Genomic DNA, 24,440 nt, shown 5'->3' on the forward strand with positions numbered 1-24,440 from the left:
CTCCTTACAATATGTCGTCTAACTGGTTTTCTGAAATGACACGGCAGCCCGCTTGTTTTAGCAGTGCGGCGGTCACTCCGCTGCCGGCGATTTTTTTGCCAGTGAATGTGCCGTTATAAATGAAATTGCTTCCGCACGATGGACTGTTTTCTTTTAATATGACAGCGGATGCATTGATTTCTTTTGCGTAAGCTAATGTTTTAGCGGCGCCTTTCATATATAACTCTGTTACATCTTCTCCTGAAGCTGTCACGATTTTAGCGGTTCCATTGAGAACATCCTCGCCGGTGCCTCCGATGATTTCTGCAGGCTCACGGGGAGTGAAAAAGCCGCCGAGAAGCTCGGGACAAGCCATGACTGCTTTATTTTCATCGACGAGTTTTCTGATTTTCTCTGATGCGGCGTGAGAGCCGTTGTATCTGCATTCAATGCCTCCAAGGCAAGAACTGACTAGAATCATATTTGTTTCTCCTCTCTTGCTTCGCTTGTCTCTATCATAAAATAAATGACTAATGTTGGGAGGCTTTTTCAGTTAAAAAAGGAGTTAAAAAGTTTGAAAATAAAAAATTTAATTTTTCTCTTTACAAACAGGGGGTAACCTGTATATAATAACTTTTGTCAGCTCGACGAGAACACAAACGGCCCGTTGGTCAAGCGGTTAAGACACCGCCCTTTCACGGCGGTAACACGGGTTCGAATCCCGTACGGGTCACCATCTGGAGGATTAGCTCAGCTGGGAGAGCATCTGCCTTACAAGCAGAGGGTCGGCGGTTCGAGCCCGTCATCCTCCACCATCTTGCCGGTGTAGCTCAATTGGTAGAGCAACTGACTTGTAATCAGTAGGTTGGGGGTTCAAGTCCTCTTGCCGGCACTGTCTTTTCAAAATACGGAGGGGTAGCGAAGTGGCTAAACGCGGCGGACTGTAAATCCGCTCCCTCAGGGTTCGGCAGTTCGAATCTGCCCCCCTCCACCATTATTGGGCTATAGCCAAGCGGTAAGGCAACGGACTTTGACTCCGTCATGCGTTGGTTCGAATCCAGCTAGCCCAGTCACAGACACCTTTGACCAAAAGGTGTCTTTTTTTATTTTGTGAAAATCATTCCAAATTCTAACTATTCAGTCTGTATAATAATTTTAAAAATATGTTAAGGTAGTTTATTCACGAATTACCATCTACACCCTGCCAAAAATTTGTTAAACTTATTTTATAAAAAATTGAAACCTTTTAAAACGAAGCTCGTATACATACAGACCGGTGAAGGCAGAGGTTAGATAAATATGGAAATGATGATTAAAAAGAGAATTAAGCAAGTCAAAAAAGGCGACCAAAATGCATTTGCGGACATCGTAGATATTTACAAGGATAAAATTTATCAGCTTTGCTACCGTATGCTTGGCAATGTGCATGAGGCGGAGGATATTGCACAGGAGGCTTTCATCAGGGCGTACGTTAATATCGACAGTTTTGATATTAACCGGAAATTTTCAACTTGGCTTTATCGAATTGCGACCAATTTGACTATTGACCGCATTCGCAAAAAGAAGCCGGATTATTACCTCGATGCAGAGGTAGCTGGTACGGAAGGCTTGACCATGTATTCGCAAATCGCCGCAGACGGAGTTTTGCCAGAAGATGAAGTAGTGTCGCTGGAGCTCTCAAACACGATTCAGCAGAAAATTTTAAAGCTTCCTGACAAATACAGAACAGTTATCGTATTAAAGTATATTGACGAACTCTCATTAATTGAAATCGGCGAGATTCTAAACATTCCTGTGGGGACTGTGAAAACGCGGATTCACAGAGGCAGAGAGGCTCTTCGAAAACAATTAAGGGATCTTTAAGTGGGGTGATGAAATGAGCTGTCCTGAACAAATTGTGCAGCTTATGCATATGCATCTTGATGGAGATATCCTTCCAAAAGATGAACACGTATTAAATGAACATCTTGAGACATGCGAGAAATGCAGAAAGCATTTTTATGAGATGGAAAAATCTATAGCGCTCGTCCGGAGCACATCACATGTCGAAGCCCCCGCGGATTTTACCGCTAATGTCATGGCGAAATTGCCTAAGGAGAAGAAAAGAGCTTCTGTGAAAAGGTGGTTCAGAACCCATCCTGTTATCGCAGCTGCTGCGGTATTCATCATTTTGATGGGCGGAGGTTTTTTAAACAGCTGGCATAATGACCACAACTTCAGCGTGTCCAAGCAGCCGAATCTTGTGGTGCAGAACCATACTGTGATCGTGCCTGAAGGTGAGACAGTCAAAGGTGATGTCACTGTCAAAAACGGCAAGTTGATTATTAAAGGCAAAATAAACGGGGATGTAACCGTCGTAAATGGCGAAAAGTATATGGCCTCTGCTGGACAAGTAACTGGTCAGATTGAAGAAATCAATCAATTATTTGACTGGACATGGTATAAATTGAAGTCTGCGGGGAAAAGTGTACTCAATGCATTAAAACCGAACGAAAAAGAGTAAAGCGTGTCAGCCGCTTTGCTCTTTTTTTACGGGCTGAAAGGGCTGGCACATTTCACTTGCCAAATTGAAATGTGGTATAATGAGCTCGCTATGTTAAGTACATATGCGTAACACGTAAAACACAAAAATACGAAATGACTGAAATCTTGGAGGACGAGGAAATGGCTTTTGAGGATATCCCTTTTTTGCAGTACCTCGGCAATGCCGTTGATATTCTCCTTGTTTGGTATGTGATATATAAACTGATTATGGTCATACGCGGCACGAAAGCGGTTCAGCTGTTAAAAGGAATTGTCGTGATCGTGCTTGTCCGTATGGCCAGCCAATATTTGGGCCTCGGCACGCTTCAATGGCTGATGGACCAAGCGATAACATGGGGATTTTTAGCAATTATTATTATTTTTCAGCCTGAGCTGAGAAGAGCGCTTGAACAGCTTGGCCGGGGCCGCTTTTTCTCAAGGAGCGGCACGCCTGTGGAGGAAGCGCAGCAGAAAACGATTGAGGCAATCACAAAAGCGATCAATTATATGGCGAAACGCCGTATAGGTGCCCTGCTGACCATTGAGCGGGATACTGGAATGGGCGATTATATTGAGACCGGCATACCATTGAATGCCAAAGTCAGCTCTGAGCTGCTGATCAATATTTTTATACCGAACACCCCGCTTCATGACGGTGCTGTGATTATGAAGAATAATGAAATTGCCGCTGCCGCCTGTTATCTGCCGCTTTCGGAAAGCCCGTTTATTTCAAAAGAACTGGGTACGCGGCACAGAGCGGCTGTCGGTATCAGTGAAGTGACAGACAGTTTGACGATTATTGTGTCTGAAGAGACCGGCGGCGTCAGTGTGGCAAAGAACGGCGACCTTCACAGAGAGCTGACCGAAGAAGCGCTGAAAGAAATGCTTGAAGCCGAGTTTAAGAAAAACACCAGAGACACTTCTTCTAACCGCTGGTATTGGAGGGGCAAGAAAAATGGATAAATTCTTAAACAATCGCTGGGCTGTGAAAATTATTGCTCTGCTTTTCGCGCTCTTGCTTTATGTGGCGGTCAACAGCAATCAAGCACCGACTCCGAAAAAACCGGGTGAATCTTTCTTTCCGACATCAACAATTGATGAGGCAACACTGACCGACATTCCGGTCAAAGCGTATTATGATGATGAAAACTACGTCGTGACGGGTGTTCCGCAAACGGTTAATGTCACGATAAAAGGCTCGACAAGTGCTGTGAAAAAGGCTAGACAGACCAAGAATTTTGAAATATATGCCGACATGGAAAATTTAAAAACCGGCACACATAAGGTTGAGCTAAAGGCCAAAAACGTGTCGGATGGGCTGACAATCTCAATCAATCCGTCTGTTACGACAGTTACGATTCAAGAACGGATGACCAAAAGCTTTCCTGTAGAAGTGGAGTACTACAATAAAAGCAAGATGAAAAAAGGCTATTCTCCGGAGCAGCCGATTGTCAGTCCGAAAAATGTGCAGATTACCGGATCTAAAGATGTGATTGATCATATTTCTCTTGTGAAAGCTTCAGTGAACCTGGAAAACGCAGATGAAACGATTGAAAAGGAGGCAAAAGTGACTGTCTATGATAAGGACGGAAACGCGCTTCCTGTGGACGTGGAGCCTTCGGTCATCAAGATTACCGTTCCGGTGACAAGCCCAAGTAAAAAAGTACCCTTTAAAATTGAACGGACAGGAAGCCTTCCTGACGGTGTCAGTATAGCGAATATTGAATCCAGCCCCAGTGAGGTAACGGTTTACGGCTCGCAGGATGTGTTGGATTCTCTTGAATTTATAGACGGCGTCAGCTTAGATTTAAGCAAAATTAACAAGGATTCCGATATCGAGGCAGATATTCCGCTTCCCGACGGTGTCAAAAAAATCTCGCCGTCAAAGGTGACTTTGCATATAGAAGTAGATAGTGAAGCGGATCAGAAGTTTGAGAATGTCTCTATTAAGACTGTAGGGCTGAGCAACTCGCAAAACATTCAATTTCTAGATCCTGATTCGCAAGCAATAGACGTGACGGCTAAAGGCTCTCCCAGCAATATAAAAAAACTGGAAAAATCAGATATTGAATTGTATGTGAATGTTTCAGATTTAGATGACGGGGAGCATAGCGTGAAGCTTGAAGTAAACGGGCCTCAAAATGTAACCTGGTCCTTGGGACAGAAAAACGCCAAAATCAAGCTGACGTCTAAAAAAAGCAATACATCAACTAATGACAACAGCAGCAATACATCAGGGAACCAGGATGACACAGGTCAACAAACGAATGATCAAAAGAACAACCAGCAAGAAGATACAACGAAAAACAGCAATGATCAAAAACAAGACGAACATAAAGATCAAAACCAAGATCAGGATGAGGACGAATCTACTGCGGGTTCACAATCATCATCAGAATAAAAAAGGAGCGATTATAAAATGGGCAAGTATTTTGGAACAGATGGTGTAAGAGGTGTCGCCAATAGTGAGCTTACACCTGAGCTGGCCTTTAAAGTCGGACGTTTCGGCGGATATGTGCTGACAAAAGACAAACAACGTCCAAAAGTGCTGATAGGCCGCGATACACGCATCTCCGGCCATATGCTGGAGGGAGCCCTTGTCGCCGGACTTTTATCCATTGGCGCAGAAGTCATGCGTCTGGGTGTCATTTCTACACCTGGTGTATCTTATTTAACAAAAGCGATGGATGCAGAGGCAGGCGTCATGATTTCTGCCTCTCACAACCCAGTGCAGGATAACGGCATCAAGTTTTTCGGGGGAGACGGATTTAAGCTTTCCGACGAACAGGAGGCTGAAATTGAACGGCTGATGGACGAACCGGAGGATAAGCTGCCAAGACCGGTCGGAGCCGATCTCGGGCTTGTAAATGATTATTTTGAAGGCGGCCAAAAATATCTGCAATTTTTAAAACAGACAGCTGATGAAGATTTCACAGGCATTCATGTGGCGCTCGACTGTGCTCATGGCGCAACATCGTCCTTGGCGACACACCTGTTTGCTGATTTAGATGCAGATGTTTCAACAATGGGCACTTCCCCGAACGGGTTAAACATTAATGACGGCGTCGGATCGACACATCCAGAAGCGCTCAGCGCGTTTGTCAAAGAGAAAAACGCTGATCTCGGCCTTGCGTTCGACGGTGACGGCGACCGCCTGATTGCGGTCGATGAAAAAGGAAATATCGTTGACGGCGACCAAATCATGTACATATGCTCAAAATACCTGAAATCAGAGGGCCGCTTAAAGGATGATACAGTCGTTTCAACCGTGATGAGCAACCTCGGCTTCTATAAGGCGCTCGAAAAAGAAGGCATCAAAAGCGTTCAGACAGCTGTCGGCGACCGCTACGTAGTAGAAGCGATGAAACATGACGGCTACAATGTCGGCGGTGAGCAGTCAGGACATCTTATTTTCCTTGATTACAACACGACAGGGGACGGATTATTGTCTGCAATTATGCTGATGAACACATTGAAAGCGACAGGGAAGCCGCTGTCAGAGCTTGCAGCTGAAATGCAGAAGTTCCCGCAGCTGTTAGTCAATGTGAGAGTAACTGATAAATATAAAGTCGAAGAAAATGAAAAAGTAAAAGCTGTTATTTCTGAAGTTGAAAAAGAAATGAACGGTGACGGCCGGATTTTGGTGCGCCCTTCAGGCACTGAACCGCTCGTCCGTGTTATGGCTGAAGCGAAAACGAAAGAGCTGTGCGATGAATACGTAAATCGCATTGCTGAAGTTGTGCGGTCAGAAATGGGATTGGAGTAACGAAGCCTATCATCAGAGAGCGAACAAGACAAGCGAGGTTTACATATGATAATGGTGAGACATGCGGCAAAGTTGTTTGAAAAACAATTGACCGTGCATGGCACATGCTGTAAAATCAAGCTTGTCTTGTTCTTATTTTCTCTGAGGAAGAAAAGACGGGATTATTGCTTCACCTATAATTATAGCGCCCGGACTAAGCGCCCGAAAAAAGGCTTAGTTGACGAGGATGGAGGTTATCGAATTTTCGGCGGATGCCTCCCGGCTGATTATGCAGATCACAGCCGTAAGGATTTCTTCAAACCAAGGAGGCGACTCCTTGCACAAAGAGAAATCACATGATCTTCCAAAAACATGTAGGAGGGGACGATTGAAAGTCCCCTTGAAATTCGACTTTCTTCGTCTCCTTTTACCATCTTAGGAGGAAGAAATTATGTGTGGAATCGTAGGTTATATCGGTCAGCTTGATGCGAAGGAAATTTTACTGAAAGGGTTAGAAAAGCTTGAGTACCGCGGATATGACTCTGCGGGTATCGCTGTTGCCAACGAACAGGGGATTCATGTGTTCAAAGAAAAAGGACGCATTGCTGATCTTCGTGAAGTTGTGGATGCCAATGCAGAGGCGAAAGCCGGAATAGGCCATACTCGCTGGGCAACACACGGCGAACCAAGCTATCTGAACGCTCACCCGCATCAAAGCGCACTGGGCCGCTTTACACTTGTTCATAACGGCGTGATCGAGAACTATGTTCAGCTGAAACAAGAGTATTTGCAAGATGTAGAGCTCAAAAGTGACACCGATACAGAGGTAGTTGTTCAAGTAATCGAGCAATTTGTCAACGGAGGACTTGAAACAGAAGAAGCGTTCCGCAAAACACTTACACTGTTAAAAGGCTCTTATGCAATTGCTTTATTCGACAACGAAAACAGAGAAACGATTTTTGTAGCGAAAAACAAAAGCCCTCTATTAGTCGGTCTTGGAGATACATTCAACGTCGTAGCATCTGATGCGATGGCAATGCTTCAAGTGACCAATGAATACGTAGAGCTGATGGATAAAGAAATGGTCATCGTCACTGATGATCAAGTTGTCATCAAAAACCTTGATGGTGACGTGATTTCCCGTGCTTCTTATATCGCTGAGCTGGATGCCAGTGATATCGAAAAAGGCACATACCCTCACTACATGTTGAAAGAAACGGATGAGCAGCCTGTTGTCATGCGCAAAATCATCCAAACATATCAAGATGAAAACGGCAAGCTGTCTGTGCCTGGCGATATCGCTGCCGCTGTAGCGGAAGCGGACCGCATCTATATCATTGGCTGCGGAACAAGCTACCATGCAGGACTTGTCGGTAAACAATATATTGAAATGTGGGCAGGTGTGCCGGTTGAAGTGCATGTAGCGAGTGAATTCTCTTACAACATGCCGCTTCTGTCTAAGAAACCGCTCTTCATTTTCCTTTCTCAAAGCGGAGAAACAGCAGACAGCCGCGCGGTACTTGTTCAAGTCAAAGCGCTCGGACATAAAGCCCTGACAATCACAAACGTACCGGGATCAACGCTTTCTCGTGAAGCTGATTACACATTGCTGCTTCATGCAGGCCCTGAAATTGCTGTTGCGTCAACGAAAGCCTACACTGCACAAATCGCAGTTCTTGCGGTTCTTGCGTCTGTAGCTGCAGACAAAAACAGCATTGATATCGGATTTGACCTCGTCAAAGAACTTGGTATCGCTGCAAACGCAATGGAAGCCCTTTGCGACCAGAAAGACGAAATGGAAATGATCGCACGTGAATACTTGACTGTATCCAGAAACGCTTTCTTCATCGGACGCGGCCTTGACTACTTCGTATGTGTCGAAGGCGCACTGAAGCTGAAAGAGATTTCTTACATCCAGGCAGAAGGCTTTGCCGGCGGAGAGCTGAAGCATGGCACGATTGCCTTGATCGAACAAGGTACACCAGTATTCGCACTGGCGACACAAGAGCACGTAAACCTAAGCATCCGCGGAAACGTCAAAGAAGTTGCTGCTCGCGGAGCAAACACATGCATCATCTCACTGAAAGGCCTAGACGATGCGGATGACAGATTCGTACTGCCGGAAGTAAACCCAGCGCTTGCTCCATTGGTTTCTGTTGTCCCATTGCAGCTGATCGCTTACTATGCTGCACTGCATCGCGGCTGTGATGTTGATAAGCCTCGTAACCTTGCGAAGAGTGTTACTGTGGAGTAAAATGTTTAACCCCTTTGGTTGTTTTTGTGGCTTTAAAATTTGTAAAAAAGATGAGATGTTTAAAATAAAGTTACGACGTTTATAAAAATGTTGCGATGCTTTTTCCCTTAGATAATTTTTGTCTAAGGGTATTTTTCTATTTTAACTAAAGAGGCAGGTAACTAAAAATTATAAGGGGATTCCAATTGATTGAGTCCTCTTTTTACATAAATGATGTGACACCAATCTTACAAAAATGTAACTTTAATCTCAAATAATGTAATTTGATTCGATGGCAGGTCATCTAATTTTCTTTTACTATGTTTAAAAAGAGATTGGATGGTGTTGGGTTTGGATATTTCAGAAGTTAATATATCACTGTTTAGACTAGTTAATGACTTAGGAAAAGAATATCCCTTTTTGAATCCTGTATTTAGTTTTATTGCTGAATATATGGTTTTTTTACTTGCAATAAGTGTTCTTTTTATTTGGTTTACAAGAGATACGGATAATAGAATTATGATTCTTTGTGCATCTATCGCTTTCATTTGTGCCTTTACGATAGGGAAGGTTTCAGGGGTATTTTACTCGAATTATCAACCTTTTGTTGAATTGGGAGAGGTTAATAAACTGATACATAAAGAAAAAGACAATTCTTTTCCAAGTGACCATACAATTTTATTCTTCTCATATTGTATTTCATTCTGGCTCTTTAAGAGAGGCTGGTCAATTTTATGGGTATTGTTAGCTGTTCTTGTGGGAGTCTCCCGTATATGGGTTGGGGTTCATTATCCTTTTGATGTTTTAGCAGGAGTATTAATAAGCCTAGCAGTTTCAACTTTTATATATTTAACATTCCCTAAACTAAAAGTTACTCAAACTACCATAAAAATTTATGAAAGATGTGAAAACATACTTCTTTATCGCTTCAAAAGAAAGGAAAACAAGTCAAAAAACTTTTAGATTTATTCAACAATCGGGTGCTAATGTTCAAAAAAACGTAACCTAAAATGATCAAACTCTTTTATAAAGATTCCATCTGTATTCAAAACTATTCAAAACTGTAGAATCCATTTTGATCTATCTTTTTTTCTAAATGGATTCTTTAAATTTGCCGTAAACTGAAGGTTCATGTGTTATTTTTGATCATCCTTTATTTCAAAGCTACAGTTTTAGCCAAAGGGGTTTTTTGTTTTAAAGATGGCTATGTTTAGTTTGACAGATATTTAGGATTGCCATAAGAATATGAAAATATAAAGAAGGTATTTTCAAGGAAAGTGACATCTACGGAGAAATTGGGGAATTCTAGCTATAAATATATCCACAACAGCTAGTTCAATTTCTTGGTCGTTAAGGTTGTTGAAAATAAAGTAGGAACCAGTATTCATTTATAGTTGCTAATTGAACTCAGTTATTTACTAAACAAGAAAATAGAAAATGATTATAAAATTTTTCTTGTATTTTAAAAAATTAAAGTGATAGATATTATAAGCCTTGGATAAAGATTCAGGATGTATATTTAAAGGGAAAGAAGGATTTGATACTTCATTCTCTGTATTCCAACAGCTTGACAATGTTTAAAATTTAGCATATCTTATACGTAACTTAATAATCGGTGCAGATGTTTATTTTCGCCATTCTAAATCATTAGGCCTTTAGCATTCTTTTGATATTTAATTTTAAATCTTGACTGGATGAAAAAGTATTCTAATATTAAAAAGGAAAAGTAACATAAATCGATTTATTTTATAATCAAGGACTAAATGAAAGTTTTAACGATGATTCCTTTAGAAGGAAGTTAAAATATAGCTTAAAGCTAAATGACCAATAATAAGGTAGCTCTTCAAAAAACTTCACTGAAGTTAGTTGAAGTGAAGCCGACAATTTTCAAGATTCAATGATCTAAAATCATCATTGAAATTTTGAAGTTGTCGGTTTTTTTATTGGAAAAAAATAGAGATGAATAAAAATTGTAATAAATGATAGAAAAATATGATCTGACTTAAAGGTCTTTTGAACAATAATGACATTTAAAAAGGGAGAAGTTAGAATGTTAGTTTCGTCATCATTATTAACATTATTTTTTATTATGCTTATTGCATCTGGGATAAGCGGACTATTGTTTTTACATCCACGCGTACCCTTGAGCTTTGTTCGCATTCATATTGGTATTTTGGCTTTACCACCGTTGGTATCATTAGTAATTATTTCCAATAGAGGTATGAATGGAAATGTGGGCCCTTGGTACTTAGATTCCTTAGCTTGGTTAATGGCTTTCTTTGTTTTAGCGATTGGTCTCATCATTCAGCGGTTTTCTGTACGTTACTTAATGGGGGATCGATCCTATCGAAAATATTTTGCGCTTTTTACTTTCACTACAGGTGCTGCTTCAATTGCATGGTTAAGTGGTGATCTCCGCCTGATGGTTGTTTTTTGGGGAGCAACTCTTGTCGGTTTAACCTTACTTATCAGGTTAAACAGTGCTTGGCAAGTGGCTAGTGAAGCAGCCAAGGTTTCTGGCCGCTTATTTTTATTAAGTTGGTTTTCTTTGTTTTTCGCGATGATTTGGCTTTTTCAAGTCACAGGCCAATGGCAGTTATCATTGGTTTTAACAAATGAAAGTTTAGCTCAACTGGGGGGATGGGAGAGAACAGGGATTAATCTATTGATTGTATTAGCAGTGATCATTCCCGCAGCTCAATGGCCATTCCAAAGATGGTTAATTGAGTCTATTGTTGCTCCAACTCCCGTTTCTGCGATTATGCACGCAGGTTTAGTCAATGCAGGCGGGATTATACTAGCCCGGTTTTCACCTCTATTTAATGGTGGTATAGCTTCGATTATTTTACTTATGCTTGCTGGGATCTCTGTATTGATTGGAACTGGCATTAGTTTAGTCCAGGTTGACTATAAACGCCAGTTAGTAGGCTCCACGATTGGACAAATGGGGTTTATGCTCATTCAGTGTGCATTAGGTGCGTATGTAGCAGCCATTATTCATCTTATTTTACATGGTTTATTCAAAGCTACGTTGTTTTTACAAGCTGGTTCAGCAGTACGGTCTCATGAAGTATCGGCTGGAGCTAATAAAGGAACATCCTATTTATGGATCATGGCTGGTCGGATTTTATCCTTAGTTATTGGGGTTTCTTTTTGGCTCACGGCTCCTGGTGAGGGGTATCAATTCATTAGTGCGCTAATCTTAGGGTGGTCATTGTCCGTTTCTTGGACTCAGCTCGTAGCTTTTGGAGAGGGGAGACTTGGTCGAATTGTTGGCTTAACATTTTTAGGAGGAGCAGCTCTCGTATATTTTATCATTCATAGCCTCTTCTATGAGTGGTTGCATACAATCGCTTTTCAAAGTGTTCAGCCTCCAATGTCAGCTGTGATCATTGTCGTATGTCTCTTACTATTTGGCAGTGCTTTAGGTACGTGGGTTGCTCGTCATCGTTCTTCAGTTTTCTTCGCACTACTCTATCTTTGGTTAGTGCGATTAGGTGAAGCAAAACCAAAGACAGTAGAGAGACATCCAGACTACCTTAAACAATATTTATCATAAGGAGGTCATCAATGATGGGCATTACATCCGTATTAACGAAAGAAAATGTAAAAAACAAAGATATAAATCTTGATGTTCAAGAAAGTGATATTCACGTTTTAATTGAATCTGCCAGCCGAGTGATTGCGCCGCTTTGGCCTATTTCTACCTTTGCTGCACGCAATCCGTGGATGGGACTTGAAAACCAACCTTTTGATCAGGTTGCAAGCTGGTTGAAAAATACCCGTGATGTTGATATATACCCTAGTGCGTCTTTGATCCATTCAGCAAAGAATAAAGGTGAGATTGATGAAGATTTTGTGGAAATGGGACTGCAGAGTTGGTTGGATTCACATTCCTTTACTATCCCGCGGGACGCGGCAGAACGATTTTGTCGTGCTGGATTAAAATTAGATCCACTGCCTTCCGACCTTTTATCATCGCATAAGCTGGAGAAATTGGTGAATGAATGTAGTGGATTGGATCGTATCGAGACTATTTTTATGCAGCCAATAAGTTCATATATAGAGAATCAAGATGGTGAAAGGTTAATCAATATACTAGATCATCATGTCATTAAGTGGTGTAAATTATATCTTGATGACTCTCAAGCAGGTTGGACAATGCCCAATCGTGATGAAGGTTTTTATCGTGCTTGGCAGCATCTGATTCAATATGATCCAGCACTTAGTAAAAAGCAGCGTGAAAGGTTAAAAGGCTGGCCGCAAGAGGCACATTTGGCTTTACAAGAAGCATTATTCGCACTAGAAATCCCCGAATCAGAAATCCAGAGTTATCTTGAAGGTCATTTACTTTCCTTACCTGGATGGGCAGGGATGATGCTTTGGCGCTCCCAACAATCGAGCCATGAACATGCACTTCTAACAGAATATTTAGCAGTTCGAATATTGATGGAGCGTGCCCTTGTAAAGCCTTATTTACCTTTGGCTAATCAACGACCTGAGAAAAAAATGTCGATTACCCCCCTTTTAGCAGCTTGGATCCATTGGGGGGGCCTTACATTAGAGGAATGGTCACAGATGCCGGCCAATGAACAAAACGAATATTTATCATTTGCCTACAGCTTTGATGAGAACCTTCGCAGGAAACTTTGGCTAGAAGCGTGGGAACAAACACACACTGATCGATTAAGTCAGAAGATCATCTCGAAACAACATGAAACCAACGGTAAAACATCTGCGTTAGCTCAATTCGCATTCTGTATTGATGTACGATCAGAGCCTTTTCGTCGTCAACTAGAAAAAGAAGGTCCGTTTGAAACGATTGGTATTGCTGGTTTCTTCGGGGTGCCGATTGCAACTTGTGAACTTGGCAGTAAACACAGTCATGCCTCCTTGCCGGTCATACTAAAACCGCAACATAAAATAAAAGAGTTCGTAGAAGATGATGTACTCGAAAAATACAACCAACGCAAGCAGGCAGTTTATTCCGTAAGCCATACATTTAAAACGATGAAACAGAATGTGCTTACGAGCTTACTTCTGCCTGAGCTAAGTGGACCTTGGCTAAGTCTGCAAATGGTAGCGCGTAGCTTTGTACCAAGAAAAGCAGATCGTTTCATTCGTCATCTCCGTGAGACTTGGTTACGCAAACCTGATACAAAACTCTCGCTTCATCATGTTTATGACACAGAGGCAGAGATACCAGTTGGTTTTTCTGAAGAAGAAAGAGTGAACTTTGCTCGCCAAGCTCTAAAAATGATGGGGTTAACTGAGAATTTCGCACCATTAGTCGTGATTTGCGGGCATGGCAGTCAAAGCACCAATAATCCTTATGCAGCAGCTCTTGACTGTGGTGCCTGCGGTGGAGCTGCCGGCGGATTCAATGCAAGAGTTTTAGCTGCTTTATGCAATCTTTCAGAGGTAAGAGAAGTTCTTTTAACTGAAGGAATTAAAATCCCTGAGGATACCGTTTTCGTAGCCGCTGAGCATAAAACAACAGTGGATGAATTACATTGGATTTATGTTCCTGAACTTTCCGAAGCTGCACAAGAAGCATTTGATCGTATCGAAGCTGTTATGCCGAAAGTGAGCCATAATGCAAATGCAGAACGTCTAGCCCAATTACCGAATTTCCAAAAGGAACTTAAAAATCCGAAGGCTGAGGCACACCGATTTGCGGAAGATTGGAGTGAGATACGTCCGGAATGGGGACTAGCTCGTAATGCCGCTTTTATCATCGGCCAACGTGAACTAACTAAGGATTGTGATTTGGAAGGAAGAGCCTTCCTTCATAATTATGATTGGAATCAGGATGAAAGCGGTGAACTCCTAGCAAATATTATTGCAGGGCCTGGAACTGTGGCCCAATGGATTAATTTACAATATTACGCATCAACGGTCGCACCTCATTATTATGGCAGCGGAAATAAAGCAACTCAAACCGTTACTGCAGGTCTCGGAGTTATGCAGGGGAATGCAAGTGACTTGTTAGCCGGACTGCCTTGGCAATCCGTCATGCAATCAGATCAAGAGGTTTATCATTCTCCTCTTCGTTTGCTGGTTGTCATCCAAGCTCCTAGAGAATATGTAGAACGGTTATTAAATAATGATTCAGTATTTCGAGAAAAAGTTCAAAATGGATGGATTCGACTGGCTAGTGTTGATCCAGATGGACGCTGGGAAAACTGGTAACTATTCATATGGATTCGTTACTCAATATAAAAATGATAAACATAAAGAAGAGGTGTGCTGTATGAATGTAAATAAAAAAGTATTATTTTTGACGGACATTGAAAACGGCTTGGAGCCTATTTTACAAGAAGTGACTAACACTCCAGCAGAAAAAATGCTGACGATACAAAGCTATGGTGCTGCTATCTCGCATCCCTATGGAGAAATCATGAGGTCTGTTATCATTGCAATTTATCAGGAAGATGTTGAGGAGGTTTTTGTTGTAGGAACAAAAGATAAGAGGACTTCCACAGGCAATGTACGAACTCAACTTGAAACAATGAAAGATAAAATACAAACATTGGATTATCTTTTTCAAAATTGCAAGCCTGAATTTTTTGGTGGTACGGTCGATGAATGGCTAAGTGAAAATAGTAGTAGCTGTATTGAAAAAAGTGTTGAAATCATTCGTCAACATCCACTAGTGCCGTCCTATGTTAAAGTTAAAGGTTTAATCGTTAATCCAAAGGATGGAACATCTTCAGTTGTGGATGTTCCTGCTACTAAAACAGGTCAAGCCACACCTGATCATTGCTTGTCATGATGAAACGGAAGGAGTTAACCTCTAAGCACTCATATATGAAAAAAGCAGTTTTAAGGAGAAAGTATGGCCGCGAATTTAACTGATTTTGTAACGGAAACAATAGAGGAAATGAGTCCGTTTGATCATGAAAATATAGAATGTGTGAAAAAAGTAATGAGAAAAGCAATTGATTTTTATCATTTGAAATCTTATGAAGAAGTTGAGGAAACCCACTTAGGAAGCGTTCGATTTTTGCATATACACTCTATTATTGAAGAAAATATGTTATCCAAAATGATAGTCGTCACAAGAAACGGTAAAACTGATTTGGATATTGAAGATGTATATGCAGGACATGTTGTAAGAGAATATTAATCAGACGAAATAACGAATATGCCAATTTTTTTGCTCAGGAGATGTTTTATAAATGAAAAAATCGAAAGGTTCTTTTGAATCAGAGATCAGTAAGTCAATTACGCAATGGGAAAAGGATTATCTTGGGCGTGGGTCTGTATCTGTTAAGACCGATATCTTGCGGGACATGATCATTGTTAATTTGAAAGGAATTTTAACACCAGCTGAATATGCAGTTTGTGGATCAAAAGAGGGTATGTTATCTATCAAACAAACTCGTTCGGAGTTAGTTGAATCAGGTATAGAAGAACTTAAGGATATTATCCTGACGATAACCGGAGAAGAAGTGACAAGTTTTCATACTGATTTAAGCTCTCGGACAGGTGAACGAGTGATGGTGTTTAAATTATTTAATGATCTTGAGAAGAATCTTTAATGTAAAGAATTAAAATGTTTTATTAAACAATCTATTCAAGCCCAAGTGGAGGGCTGAAGCATTCAAGGTTGTAATATTTTACTTTTTTAAACACGATGGAAGTTATGATAAATTGAACATAATCAGCTGCCGCTTCTTTTGACTTACAGTTATGCCATCATTAATGATTTTTCATTCATAATCTAAGCGGATGCAAAGAGATATCAATTTATAGCACACTGTCTTGTTATTCCTGAAGACTCAATGGTTTCATTCCGAAAGATCTAACATCCGCTTTTGTTACGAGCGGATGTTTTTTTACATCAATTTAAATAATGAATTTGATGCTAGTGGATTGATCACTTGATCGATATTAAACTCATTTTAACTGGAAGTCATGAAAACATCCTTCGGAACTGAAATAAGTCTTCAGATTTTTAATGTCTAAAAAGAAGTCAGTCACCAAAAAAAACGAATTGACATATCGGAATATAACGATATAATAATAGGTATGGAACCAATTGAAGTATTCAAAGCCTTATCAAATGAATCAAGGCTGCAAATTTTACAATGGCTGAAGGAGCCTGACCGTCATTTTGTACCCCATGAAGGGATTGATATGAACACAATCGGGGTATGTGTCAGTCAAATAACAGACAAATTGAAAATGACGCAATCGACGGCTTCTCAATATCTTACCATCCTTTTAAGGGCCGGCTTGATTAAGGCGGAACGAATCGGAAAGTACACGTATTACAAAAGAGATGAAGAAGCCATTGGGAAACTTGCTGACTTTCTTAAAACAGAGATATAAAAATAAACATCAAAGGATGTTTATTTTTACACTATACATATCGACATATTACGATTTGTTTATTTTTTAATTAACGAATCGACATTTCGTGATATGTTGTTTTATTAATGATTAAGGAGTGAATGTTTTATGTCTAACACTTGGAAAATTTACATTTTAGCCATTGTCAGCTTTTTAGTTGGAACCTCAGAGTATATTATTTCCGGTATTTTGGATCACATTGCTCATACACTAGGGATAACCTTGGCTGCCGCGGGCCAGCTTATTACGATCTTTTCACTTGTATATGCTCTTTCCACACCCGTACTTATGGCATTGACAGCAAGTATGGATAGACGCAGATTGATGATGTATGCCCTCGGTTTGTTTGTGTTTGGCAATGTCCTGGCTTTTGTACTGCCTGGTTATGGATGGTTTATTGCTGCTCGGATCATTATGGCGATGGGAGCAGGTGTGGTTGTTGTCACCGCATTAACGATTGCCGCTAAGATTGCACCGGAAGGGAAGCAAGGTAGTGCCATCGCTACTGTTGTTATGGGATTTACCGCTTCTTTAATCATTGGTGTTCCGCTTGGAAGAATGATAGCAGTAGCATTAGGCTGGAAGTCTGTATTTGGTGCAATTGCTTTGTTGGGATTGATCGCAATGGCCGTTATATTCTTTACTCTTCCGCATACTGAAGGGGATAAGCCTGTACCTTTGCTTCAACAGCTTGCTCTTTTCAAAAAACGGAAAGTGGCTATGGGATTATCAATCACTTTCTTCTGGCTCGGGGGATATTCTGTTGCTTATACCTATCTGTCACCATATCTCTTGAACATTTCAGGTATAAACGGCAAGCTGCTTAGCGGTGTTTTGCTTATGTTTGGAATTGCCAGTTTAGTTGGATCGAAGTTTGGGGGATTTAGCACCGACAAATGGGGAGTGTCTTTTACACTTGTTGGCGGAATGACATTGCATATCGTCGCACTGATTCTGCTGTCATTTGTCACTCATTCCTATATCGGTGTGTTGGTGATTCTGATATTATGGTCGTTTGCCGCATGGTCTACCGGTCCGACACAGCAATTTCATCTAGCTACAATAGAACCGGAAATCTCAGGTGTTTTGCTCAGCATGAATCAGTCCATGATGCAACTCGCCATGGCAGTCGGCGCAGGGATAGGGGGCGTTTTTGTAGAAAACGTATCATTGGCTTCGATTACCTGGATTGGTGCATCAGGGGTTATGATTGCAATTATGGCATCATTGCTGATTTTTAAGTCACAACCGAAACAGGCGCTAAAAGATATCAATCAATAAAACATTGCTTTGTGTTATTTCATGGAACGAACTCTGCGGAATAATGTTTTGTGAGAGTTTAATTGACTTTAATATATATAATCTATGTGAAGCGGTTATTTTTAGATCATTAGAAACTTTTTAAGATTCTATAAGATGAATTTGATGAATAGACCTCTTTGGTTAACTGACCAAAGAGGTCTTTTGTGTCAGCGCTTAGCAGGTGTGAGATAACCTTTAAAAGGGCGACAGAGTTTCTTATAGTGGGACTGATACCAACTGATAAACAAGTTAAGACTAGTATACGATGTTAAAACGGCCAACTTGTTGGCTCCTCACAGGATTATTTACAGTGTTTGTAGTATTTAAATGTTGATTGGAAGATAATTCAATTTCTGATATATCTTTATGGAATATGCTGAGTGTCTGTTATCAAACGAGAGAGGGGCTCTATTATGAAATCAAATGGTGATGAATTGTCGCTGTCTGTTCAGAATTTAGCGAAAACAAATGAGATCACAATTGTTCAAGCGATAGGGGAGCTAAAGAAATCAGGAAAAGATGCGATACCTGTTTTGGTTGAGGCCTTAAAAGAGGAAGGATCTTTACGTAATATTGCTGCGGCTGTTTTAGGTGAGTTTGGGGAAGACGCGAGTGAAGCAGCGGAGGAGCTATCATGTTTATTAAAAAGTCATGCCGAAGATACAAGAATGGCAGCGGCCATTTCACTCATGAGAATCGGGAAGCCCAGTCTGCCCTTTGTCATCAAAATTGCTCAAGAAAGTGAAGGACAATCGTGCTTTTGGGCATCTTGGTGTATCGCATGGATCGATCCTTCTTACATTGAACCGAAGATGTATGAATGTCTAAAACGCGAGCATGAACACCCTTCAGGAATGGTTGCTCCGTTTGCAGCTGAAGAGGCATTAGGAAAGCTGATTGCTTTTCAGCTGAAAGACAAGGGGGACTGAAAGGATGAAAGCCGAACAAATAATGAAAGAATGGCCAATTCATTTACCCTGGTTGAATCAATCACAGATTGATTTGACATGTCCAAGTGGCACATATCATCTTCTTTATTTTTGGTCAATGAGCTGTTCAAACTGTACCAATTAACAGACAAAGTCCTTCAAGATATAAAGGATATGAATGTGAAAGTAATCGGAGTACATGTCCCTTACATAGAAGAAGAGAAATCTATGGAGGTTGTCTCGACGTATGCTCTTGATAGGGGAATAGATATTCCAATTGTATTAGACCAAAACTATGAGATTGTCACAAGTTGTCACGTACAAGGTATTCCTAGCTTTTGTCTATTAAGTCAATACGGGCAGATCGTAGCTAAAACAATGGGGGATGTTGGTTGGAGTAAGATGGTAAAAAAGATTAATGGCTTGTGAGGTTTTCCGTCTTGTAAGTATGACGACAAACAGTTGAATATTAAGATCAAACGATCCTTCCTATAAGCGGGAATGTTTTTTATGATGAACTATTTGCTATTAGTGGGTAAATTCATGTTCTGCCATGCTCCCAATGTACACCTTTCCGTAAGGGCAAAGTCAAATGTCAAAATAAAATCTTTTCAATATTAATCAGAAATTTATTTTCATATCGTATCCTTTCCGTATCACGTGAAAGGAGCATCATATGAAAACGTTATGGAAAGTACTAAAAATCTTTTTTGGCGGCTTGGCTGCTTTGGTTTTCCTAGTATCCGTCTTTGTTTTTATTTACCACCATTATCAATTGAATAGGGAAGCAGCATTGTTAAAAGGCATAGGAACAGTAGTCGATGTTGATGGTAAAAAGATGAATGTGTATGAAGAGGGGAGCGGGAAGGATACGTTTGTGTTTATGTCCGGTTCGGGGATTGCTGCGCCTGTTTATGAGATGAAGGGGCTGTACAGCAAATTTTCAAAAGAAAATAAGATTGCTGTTGTTGATCGGGCTGGTTATGGATACAGTGATGTGTCTCACGATGACAGAGATATTGATACGATACTGGAACAGACGAGGAAAGCGCTTATGAAAAGCGGAAATAAGCCTCCTTATATTTTAATGCCTCATTCCATATCCGGGATTGAAGCGATGTATTGGGCGCAGAAATATCCTAAGGAAATTAAGGCGATTATTGCGATGGATATTGGATTGCCTCAGCAGTATGTCACGTATAAATTGAGCGGGATTGACAGACTGAAAGTGAGAGGGTTCCATCTGTTAACGTCGATTGGTTTTCATCGGTTTATGCCTTCCGCTGTATATAATCCTGAGGTGATTCGGCAGTCGTTTTTAACTGATGAAGAAAAAGAAATCTATAAAGCCATTAATTTTAAGCGATTTTTTAATGCAGATATGGAGCATGAGCTTTTACAGTCTTACCAAAACGGCAGGAAATCTGTGAATCTGCCGGCGCCAAAAGAAACTTCCGTCTTGATTTTAGATGCGGTCTCTGACCAAAATAGACATTCAAAGTATGCCATACAAAACCGAAAAGATTATGAAGCGTTTGCGGCTCAATTTAATACAGCCGATATAAAGGAACTGAGGGGAACACACAGTATTTATTTATATCAGCCTGATCAAATATATAAACTTTCCATGGAGTTTATGAGAAAGGTTCGCTAGGATGAAGGGTTATCATATTTTAATCGTTGAAGACGATGTGATGATTGGTGATTTGCTGCAAAAGATTTTGCAGCGTGAGGGCTATCGTGTGATATGGAAAACAGATGGAGCGGATGTGCTTTCGGTGATTCAGAAGGTAGATTTGGTCATTATGGATGTGATGCTGCCGGGAGAGGACGGATATCAAATGTCTGCCAAAATCAAAAAGCTGGGGCTGCGCATTCCGGTCATTTTTCTCTCGGCCCGCAATGATATGGACAGCAAGCTTCAAGGTTTGCAGGTCGGCGAGGATTATATGGTGAAGCCTTTTGATCCGAGGGAGCTGCTGTTAAGAATGCAGAATATGCTTGAGCATCATTATGGCACTTTTACGCAAATCAAACATTTGTATATTGATGCAGAAACGAAAAAAGTGTTCAATGAAACCTTGCATGATGAGGTGCTGTTTACTGCAATTGAGCGGAAAATATTCTTTTATTTATATGAAAATAGGGACAGCACCCTGACAAAGGAACATTTCTTTGAATATCTGTGGCAGCTCGAAGACAGAAACCCGAATATCGTCAATGTGCACATTAAAAAAATCAGAGCCAAAATCAATGATCAAGCCGGTGAGATGATTGAAAATATATATGGAGAGGGGTATCGGCTGAATACCGTTGTGAAGAAATGAAGTTAAAGACTAAATATCAGTTGTTATTATGTACGGCTGTCATTAGTGTACCGGTGCTATTGCTGGCTGTTAGCATTTTGATGTCGGTCATTTATGACAGCATGTTTAAACCGATGAATCATGGTATGCCTTTTCACAGGTCTTTTGCGTATCCGGCAATGCTCATTGTATTTTTGTTATCACTCTTATTGTTAGCTTTTTTATTTTCAAAGTCGATTCATTCTCTGCTGCATAAAATCAATCTATTGAATCAAACCATTCGGCACCTGGCGAGTGATCAAAAGGTGCCTGATAAAATAGAAGTGAAACGCGCTGATGAAATCGCGGAACTGATTAAGTCGGTCAATTTGTTAATTGAACGGACGACATACCGTGAACTGGAACTGAGGCAGCAGGAGGAAATCAAAAAGGAACTTTTGCAAAAACTGCGTCATGACATGAATACACCTTTAACCGCTCTCAGGCTGCAGTTATTTTATTTGGAGGGCCAATGTGATAATCAGGCCGTATTCGAATCATTGTATCAGCAAATCGAATATATAGCGGATTTATCAAATGAATTCAATTTATATTCCGCTGAGACGTTAGAAAGTTCTTATATCGTAAATGAAGAAGTGCGCCTAAACGAGCTATTAGAAACAGCGGTGAAAAAGTGGGATTATTTATACAGTATGAATGGGATTGAATTGCACTATATGCCAGCAGATCAAGAAGTGATATGGATGAGCAACGGGTTATGGTTGCAAAGGCTTTTTGATAATATTTTTCAAAACACGTTAAAGCATTCAAAAGCTGAAAAAATGGAAGTCACGATTGAACATGGGACTGTTTCTATTTGTGATGCCGGCATTGGATTTGATCGTAATCAGAACAGTGAAGGGCTTGGGTTAAAGATTATTGATGATATATGCAGGCTGCTGTCGATTACTTATGAGCTGCAGACAAATGAGAATGGAACGGGGTTCTTGTTTTCGAAAGAGTGACCCCGCTGATGTTTTCTTTCTCCTATAAACTCTATATAATAGGCAGAAGAAATGAGGTGATCAGCATATGTTTAAAAAAATCATTAAAACAATCAAGCACCTCTCAAGCAGCTCTAGCGGCCGATATCGTAGACACCGGCATTACAGCAGCAGCCGGCGCAGGCACTACAGCAGTAGCTCAGGTAAAAGAAGACACTACGACCGTTATGGCGGCAGTCATCGTTACAAACGCCGGAGCTACAGCAGCAGTTAATCTAAAAAAAGTTCTTGTTCCGCTTTTGGGACAAGGGTTTTTTTATGTGACCGATTGAATGGCCCGGTTTAGGTCTTCGCGAATCAAAGCGGTGTGCTGATACTCTTCATCAATGCCCAATAATTTTTTCAGCAGTACGGTGACTTCTTTGGTCAGCGTTAATTCCTCCAGCCAGATGCCATTTTTCTTCTTTTTTCCTTTATATTGAGAGTACAGCAGGAACAACAGCGTTTCTCCGAGATCGAAGAAGTCATCCTGTTTCCTTATCTTTACTTCCTCAGTTTCTTTAGGAGTCAGTTGCTTTGCAAGGCCGAAATCGATAAGGCAGAGCCTGCCGTCATTGATGATGATATTAGGCGTTCTGATGTCGCTGTGAAAAATCAGGCGTTCATGCAGGTATTCTACAATCTCAAGCAACTGCGAAATCAGCAGTAATGCCATAAGCTCTGTAAATGGCTGTTTTCGAAAAAATAATAATTCTTCTATATTATCTCCATCAATGAACTGCATGACATAATAAGCCTGTCCGCCTATGGTGAAATCTTCTATGAAGGCCGGAATTTGCGGGTGGTGAATGCTTTTGAGCAGTTTCATTTCCTGCTGGAACCGGACTCTTTCTTTTTCCTTTTTTACTTTTGTCGGCCGGAGCTGCTTTAAGACATAGGGTGTTTGAGTATGGACATCGGTGCACAAATAAACCAAGCCATAGCCGCCCATTCCGAGGCATTCTTCGATTCTGTAATGATGATTTAGGATAATGCCGTCCTTTAAAGGGCGGTCAAAAAGTAGCTTTTTTATCTTTTTTAATGCCATGTCTGCACTTCCCTTGGTTGTACTGATTTTAGTTTATCAAAACAATGGCATTTTGGGCTAAGTAATGGGGAGCTTAGCATAAAAAAGAGCCGGCCCATGGAACTTGAACCAGCTCTGTATGAATTAAAACTGTTTTGTGACATCGTATTCATAATCTATTTTTGCTTTGACATTACTCATCGTCGATCTAGCAGTCGCTAATGTATTGTATTTAAAACTCCATACTTTTGCGACACTGAGTTGATCTGACAAAGAGATATCATAAGACCCTGATGTTGAGCTATTGACAAGGGAACGGCGCCATTCGTTGTTTTCGCTCGTCATGATCATATGGCGTGTATTTCCCTGGCTTGGTGTTTGAGTGGCGGTTGTTTGTACTCTAGTTACAATGGCATCGCGCGGTATTCCAGTTTGGTTTGTTAAATCAACCTTGATCACGCTGGAGTCAGAACCTGAGGGGCTAAGGGCTGTATTTCCTTTATTATCGGCAACACCGCTGAATGGGAACGTTCCGCTGCCGGATTTGATCCGATCATCAATTGAAAGTGTAAAATACATGTTCCCGGTATAAGTGCCGCGTGACACTTTGACATAGAAGGTATCCGTGGTGTTTTGGGCGTCAGCATTGGCATAAATAAAAGAAGAGAAAGTATTGGGGTTAATGACTTCTGTGCCTTGCGAAACAGGAACTCTGTTCTTATCGTAAATTTCGATTTTCATCCCTGTGTACGCGCTCTGGTATGTACTTCTTACGTATACTTTTTCTCCCTTATAAGCTGTAAAGGTGAAATAGGCTTCATCTTGTCCGGCTTCCAGTATCGTTGTATCGATATTCTTATATTTCCAATAACCGATTGGCGCTGCGGTATCAAATGAATTGTTTCCTGTAATAGCAGTGACTCCGGCAGCTGATGCTGAATGCGTAAAGGTGAAGAAGACAGACAGCATAATAGCGAATGGAATGAGCCATTTTTTCGTCATGTAAAAAACCTCCT

Annotated in this window: 22 protein-coding genes, 5 tRNA genes and 1 pseudogene; 25 read left to right on the top strand and 3 right to left on the bottom strand. The window is 40.8% G+C overall.

Annotated elements, in window-relative coordinates; genetic code table 11:
* Window positions 1–4 precede the first annotated feature (4 nt).
* Window positions 5–460, bottom strand: a complete 456-nt coding sequence (locus V6D41_RS17310; RefSeq protein ID WP_148962815.1) for a DUF523 domain-containing protein — start codon at window positions 458–460, stop codon at window positions 5–7.
* A 180-nt stretch (window positions 461–640) separates the two neighbouring features.
* On the opposite strand from V6D41_RS17310, the gene V6D41_RS17315 reads away from it, so the two are divergent.
* From V6D41_RS17315 to V6D41_RS17435, 25 genes and pseudogenes are all read left to right on the top strand, one after another.
* Window positions 641–715: transfer RNA gene (locus V6D41_RS17315), tRNA-Glu, on the top strand.
* Window positions 716–718: 3 nt separating this feature from the next.
* Window positions 719–794: transfer RNA gene (locus V6D41_RS17320), tRNA-Val, on the top strand.
* 4 nt (window positions 795–798) lie between these two features.
* Window positions 799–871: transfer RNA gene (locus V6D41_RS17325), tRNA-Thr, on the top strand.
* A gap of 17 nt (window positions 872–888) precedes the next feature.
* Window positions 889–973, top strand: a tRNA-Tyr gene (locus V6D41_RS17330).
* A gap of 4 nt (window positions 974–977) precedes the next feature.
* Window positions 978–1,049: transfer RNA gene (locus V6D41_RS17335), tRNA-Gln, on the top strand.
* Window positions 1,050–1,278: 229 nt separating this feature from the next.
* Complete coding sequence (gene sigW / locus V6D41_RS17340; RefSeq protein WP_087992004.1) at window positions 1,279–1,842, top strand: RNA polymerase sigma factor SigW; 564 nt, start codon at window positions 1,279–1,281, stop codon at window positions 1,840–1,842.
* 13 nt (window positions 1,843–1,855) lie between these two features.
* Window positions 1,856–2,482, top strand: coding sequence for an anti-sigma-W factor RsiW (gene rsiW / locus V6D41_RS17345; protein ID WP_148962816.1), 627 nt, complete (start codon window positions 1,856–1,858; stop codon window positions 2,480–2,482).
* A gap of 161 nt (window positions 2,483–2,643) precedes the next feature.
* Complete coding sequence (gene cdaA / locus V6D41_RS17350; protein WP_010331474.1) at window positions 2,644–3,465, top strand: diadenylate cyclase CdaA; 822 nt, start codon at window positions 2,644–2,646, stop codon at window positions 3,463–3,465.
* Window positions 3,458–4,903 carry a CdaA regulatory protein CdaR gene (gene cdaR, locus V6D41_RS17355; protein WP_333519070.1) on the top strand — a complete coding sequence of 482 codons (1,446 nt, stop codon included), beginning with the start codon at window positions 3,458–3,460 and terminating at the stop codon, window positions 4,901–4,903. Before cdaA ends, cdaR begins: the two co-directional genes overlap by 8 nt.
* An 18-nt stretch (window positions 4,904–4,921) precedes the next feature.
* A complete protein-coding gene (gene glmM, locus V6D41_RS17360; RefSeq protein WP_333519071.1) occupies window positions 4,922–6,268 on the top strand; it encodes a phosphoglucosamine mutase in 1,347 nt (448 codons plus the stop codon).
* Window positions 6,269–6,698: 430 nt separating this feature from the next.
* Entirely contained in the window at window positions 6,699–8,501 is a 1,803-nt protein-coding gene (gene glmS / locus V6D41_RS17365) for a glutamine--fructose-6-phosphate transaminase (isomerizing) (RefSeq protein WP_333519072.1), read from the top strand.
* A 318-nt stretch (window positions 8,502–8,819) separates the two neighbouring features.
* Window positions 8,820–9,443, top strand: a complete 624-nt coding sequence (locus V6D41_RS17370; protein ID WP_333519073.1) for an undecaprenyl-diphosphatase — start codon at window positions 8,820–8,822, stop codon at window positions 9,441–9,443.
* Window positions 9,444–10,530: 1,087 nt separating this feature from the next.
* Entirely contained in the window at window positions 10,531–12,039 is a 1,509-nt protein-coding gene (locus tag V6D41_RS17375; RefSeq protein ID WP_333519074.1) for an NADH dehydrogenase subunit 5, read from the top strand.
* 14 nt (window positions 12,040–12,053) lie between these two features.
* A complete protein-coding gene (locus V6D41_RS17380) occupies window positions 12,054–14,672 on the top strand; it encodes a DUF2309 domain-containing protein (protein ID WP_333519237.1) in 2,619 nt (872 codons plus the stop codon).
* Window positions 14,673–14,733: 61 nt separating this feature from the next.
* A complete protein-coding gene (locus V6D41_RS17385; protein ID WP_333519075.1) occupies window positions 14,734–15,255 on the top strand; it encodes a carbonic anhydrase in 522 nt (173 codons plus the stop codon).
* A 63-nt stretch (window positions 15,256–15,318) separates the two neighbouring features.
* Window positions 15,319–15,609 (top strand): DUF6407 family protein, encoded by a 291-nt coding sequence (locus tag V6D41_RS17390; RefSeq protein WP_333519076.1) that lies wholly within the window; start codon window positions 15,319–15,321, stop codon window positions 15,607–15,609.
* 52 nt (window positions 15,610–15,661) lie between these two features.
* The gene (locus tag V6D41_RS17395; protein ID WP_202329087.1) at window positions 15,662–16,024 is read left to right on the top strand and encodes a DUF2294 domain-containing protein; all 363 of its coding nucleotides are present in this window, start codon (window positions 15,662–15,664) and stop codon (window positions 16,022–16,024) included.
* Window positions 16,025–16,514: 490 nt separating this feature from the next.
* Window positions 16,515–16,817 (top strand): ArsR/SmtB family transcription factor, encoded by a 303-nt coding sequence (locus tag V6D41_RS17400; protein ID WP_167559199.1) that lies wholly within the window; start codon window positions 16,515–16,517, stop codon window positions 16,815–16,817.
* A gap of 129 nt (window positions 16,818–16,946) precedes the next feature.
* Window positions 16,947–18,119 carry an MFS transporter gene (locus V6D41_RS17405; RefSeq protein ID WP_333519077.1) on the top strand — a complete coding sequence of 391 codons (1,173 nt, stop codon included), beginning with the start codon at window positions 16,947–16,949 and terminating at the stop codon, window positions 18,117–18,119.
* 434 nt (window positions 18,120–18,553) lie between these two features.
* The gene (gene skfG / locus V6D41_RS17410; protein ID WP_333519078.1) at window positions 18,554–19,069 is read left to right on the top strand and encodes a sporulation killing factor biosynthesis/export protein SkfG; all 516 of its coding nucleotides are present in this window, start codon (window positions 18,554–18,556) and stop codon (window positions 19,067–19,069) included.
* Window positions 19,070–19,073: 4 nt separating this feature from the next.
* A pseudogene (locus V6D41_RS17415) lies at window positions 19,074–19,498 on the top strand (TlpA family protein disulfide reductase).
* 247 nt (window positions 19,499–19,745) lie between these two features.
* Window positions 19,746–20,723: an alpha/beta fold hydrolase gene (locus tag V6D41_RS17420; protein WP_333519079.1), complete on the top strand. Its 978-nt coding sequence runs from the start codon at window positions 19,746–19,748 to the stop codon at window positions 20,721–20,723.
* Window position 20,724: 1 nt separating this feature from the next.
* Entirely contained in the window at window positions 20,725–21,396 is a 672-nt protein-coding gene (gene ybdJ, locus V6D41_RS17425) for a two-component system response regulator YbdJ (protein ID WP_333519080.1), read from the top strand.
* On the top strand, window positions 21,393–22,379 hold the full coding sequence (locus V6D41_RS17430; protein ID WP_333519081.1) for a sensor histidine kinase: 987 nt from the start codon (window positions 21,393–21,395) through the stop codon (window positions 22,377–22,379). The genes ybdJ and V6D41_RS17430 overlap by 4 nt, the downstream gene beginning before the upstream one ends.
* Window positions 22,380–22,435: 56 nt before the next feature.
* Window positions 22,436–22,690, top strand: a complete 255-nt coding sequence (locus V6D41_RS17435; RefSeq protein ID WP_333519082.1) for a hypothetical protein — start codon at window positions 22,436–22,438, stop codon at window positions 22,688–22,690.
* Here V6D41_RS17435 and V6D41_RS17440 read toward each other — a convergent pair.
* Together V6D41_RS17440 and V6D41_RS17445 are read right to left on the bottom strand one after the other, a co-directional pair.
* Window positions 22,675–23,445 (bottom strand): serine/threonine-protein kinase, encoded by a 771-nt coding sequence (locus V6D41_RS17440; protein ID WP_333519083.1) that lies wholly within the window; start codon window positions 23,443–23,445, stop codon window positions 22,675–22,677. The two genes, V6D41_RS17435 and V6D41_RS17440, sit on opposite strands and share 16 nt — an antisense overlap.
* A gap of 123 nt (window positions 23,446–23,568) precedes the next feature.
* The gene (locus V6D41_RS17445) at window positions 23,569–24,426 is read right to left on the bottom strand and encodes a hypothetical protein (protein WP_333519084.1); all 858 of its coding nucleotides are present in this window, start codon (window positions 24,424–24,426) and stop codon (window positions 23,569–23,571) included.
* Window positions 24,427–24,440: the final 14 nt, after the last annotated feature.

Origin of the sequence: Bacillus sp. 0102A (assembly GCF_036765155.1) — a bacterium.
Taxonomy (GTDB): domain Bacteria; phylum Bacillota; class Bacilli; order Bacillales; family Bacillaceae; genus Bacillus; species Bacillus subtilis_G.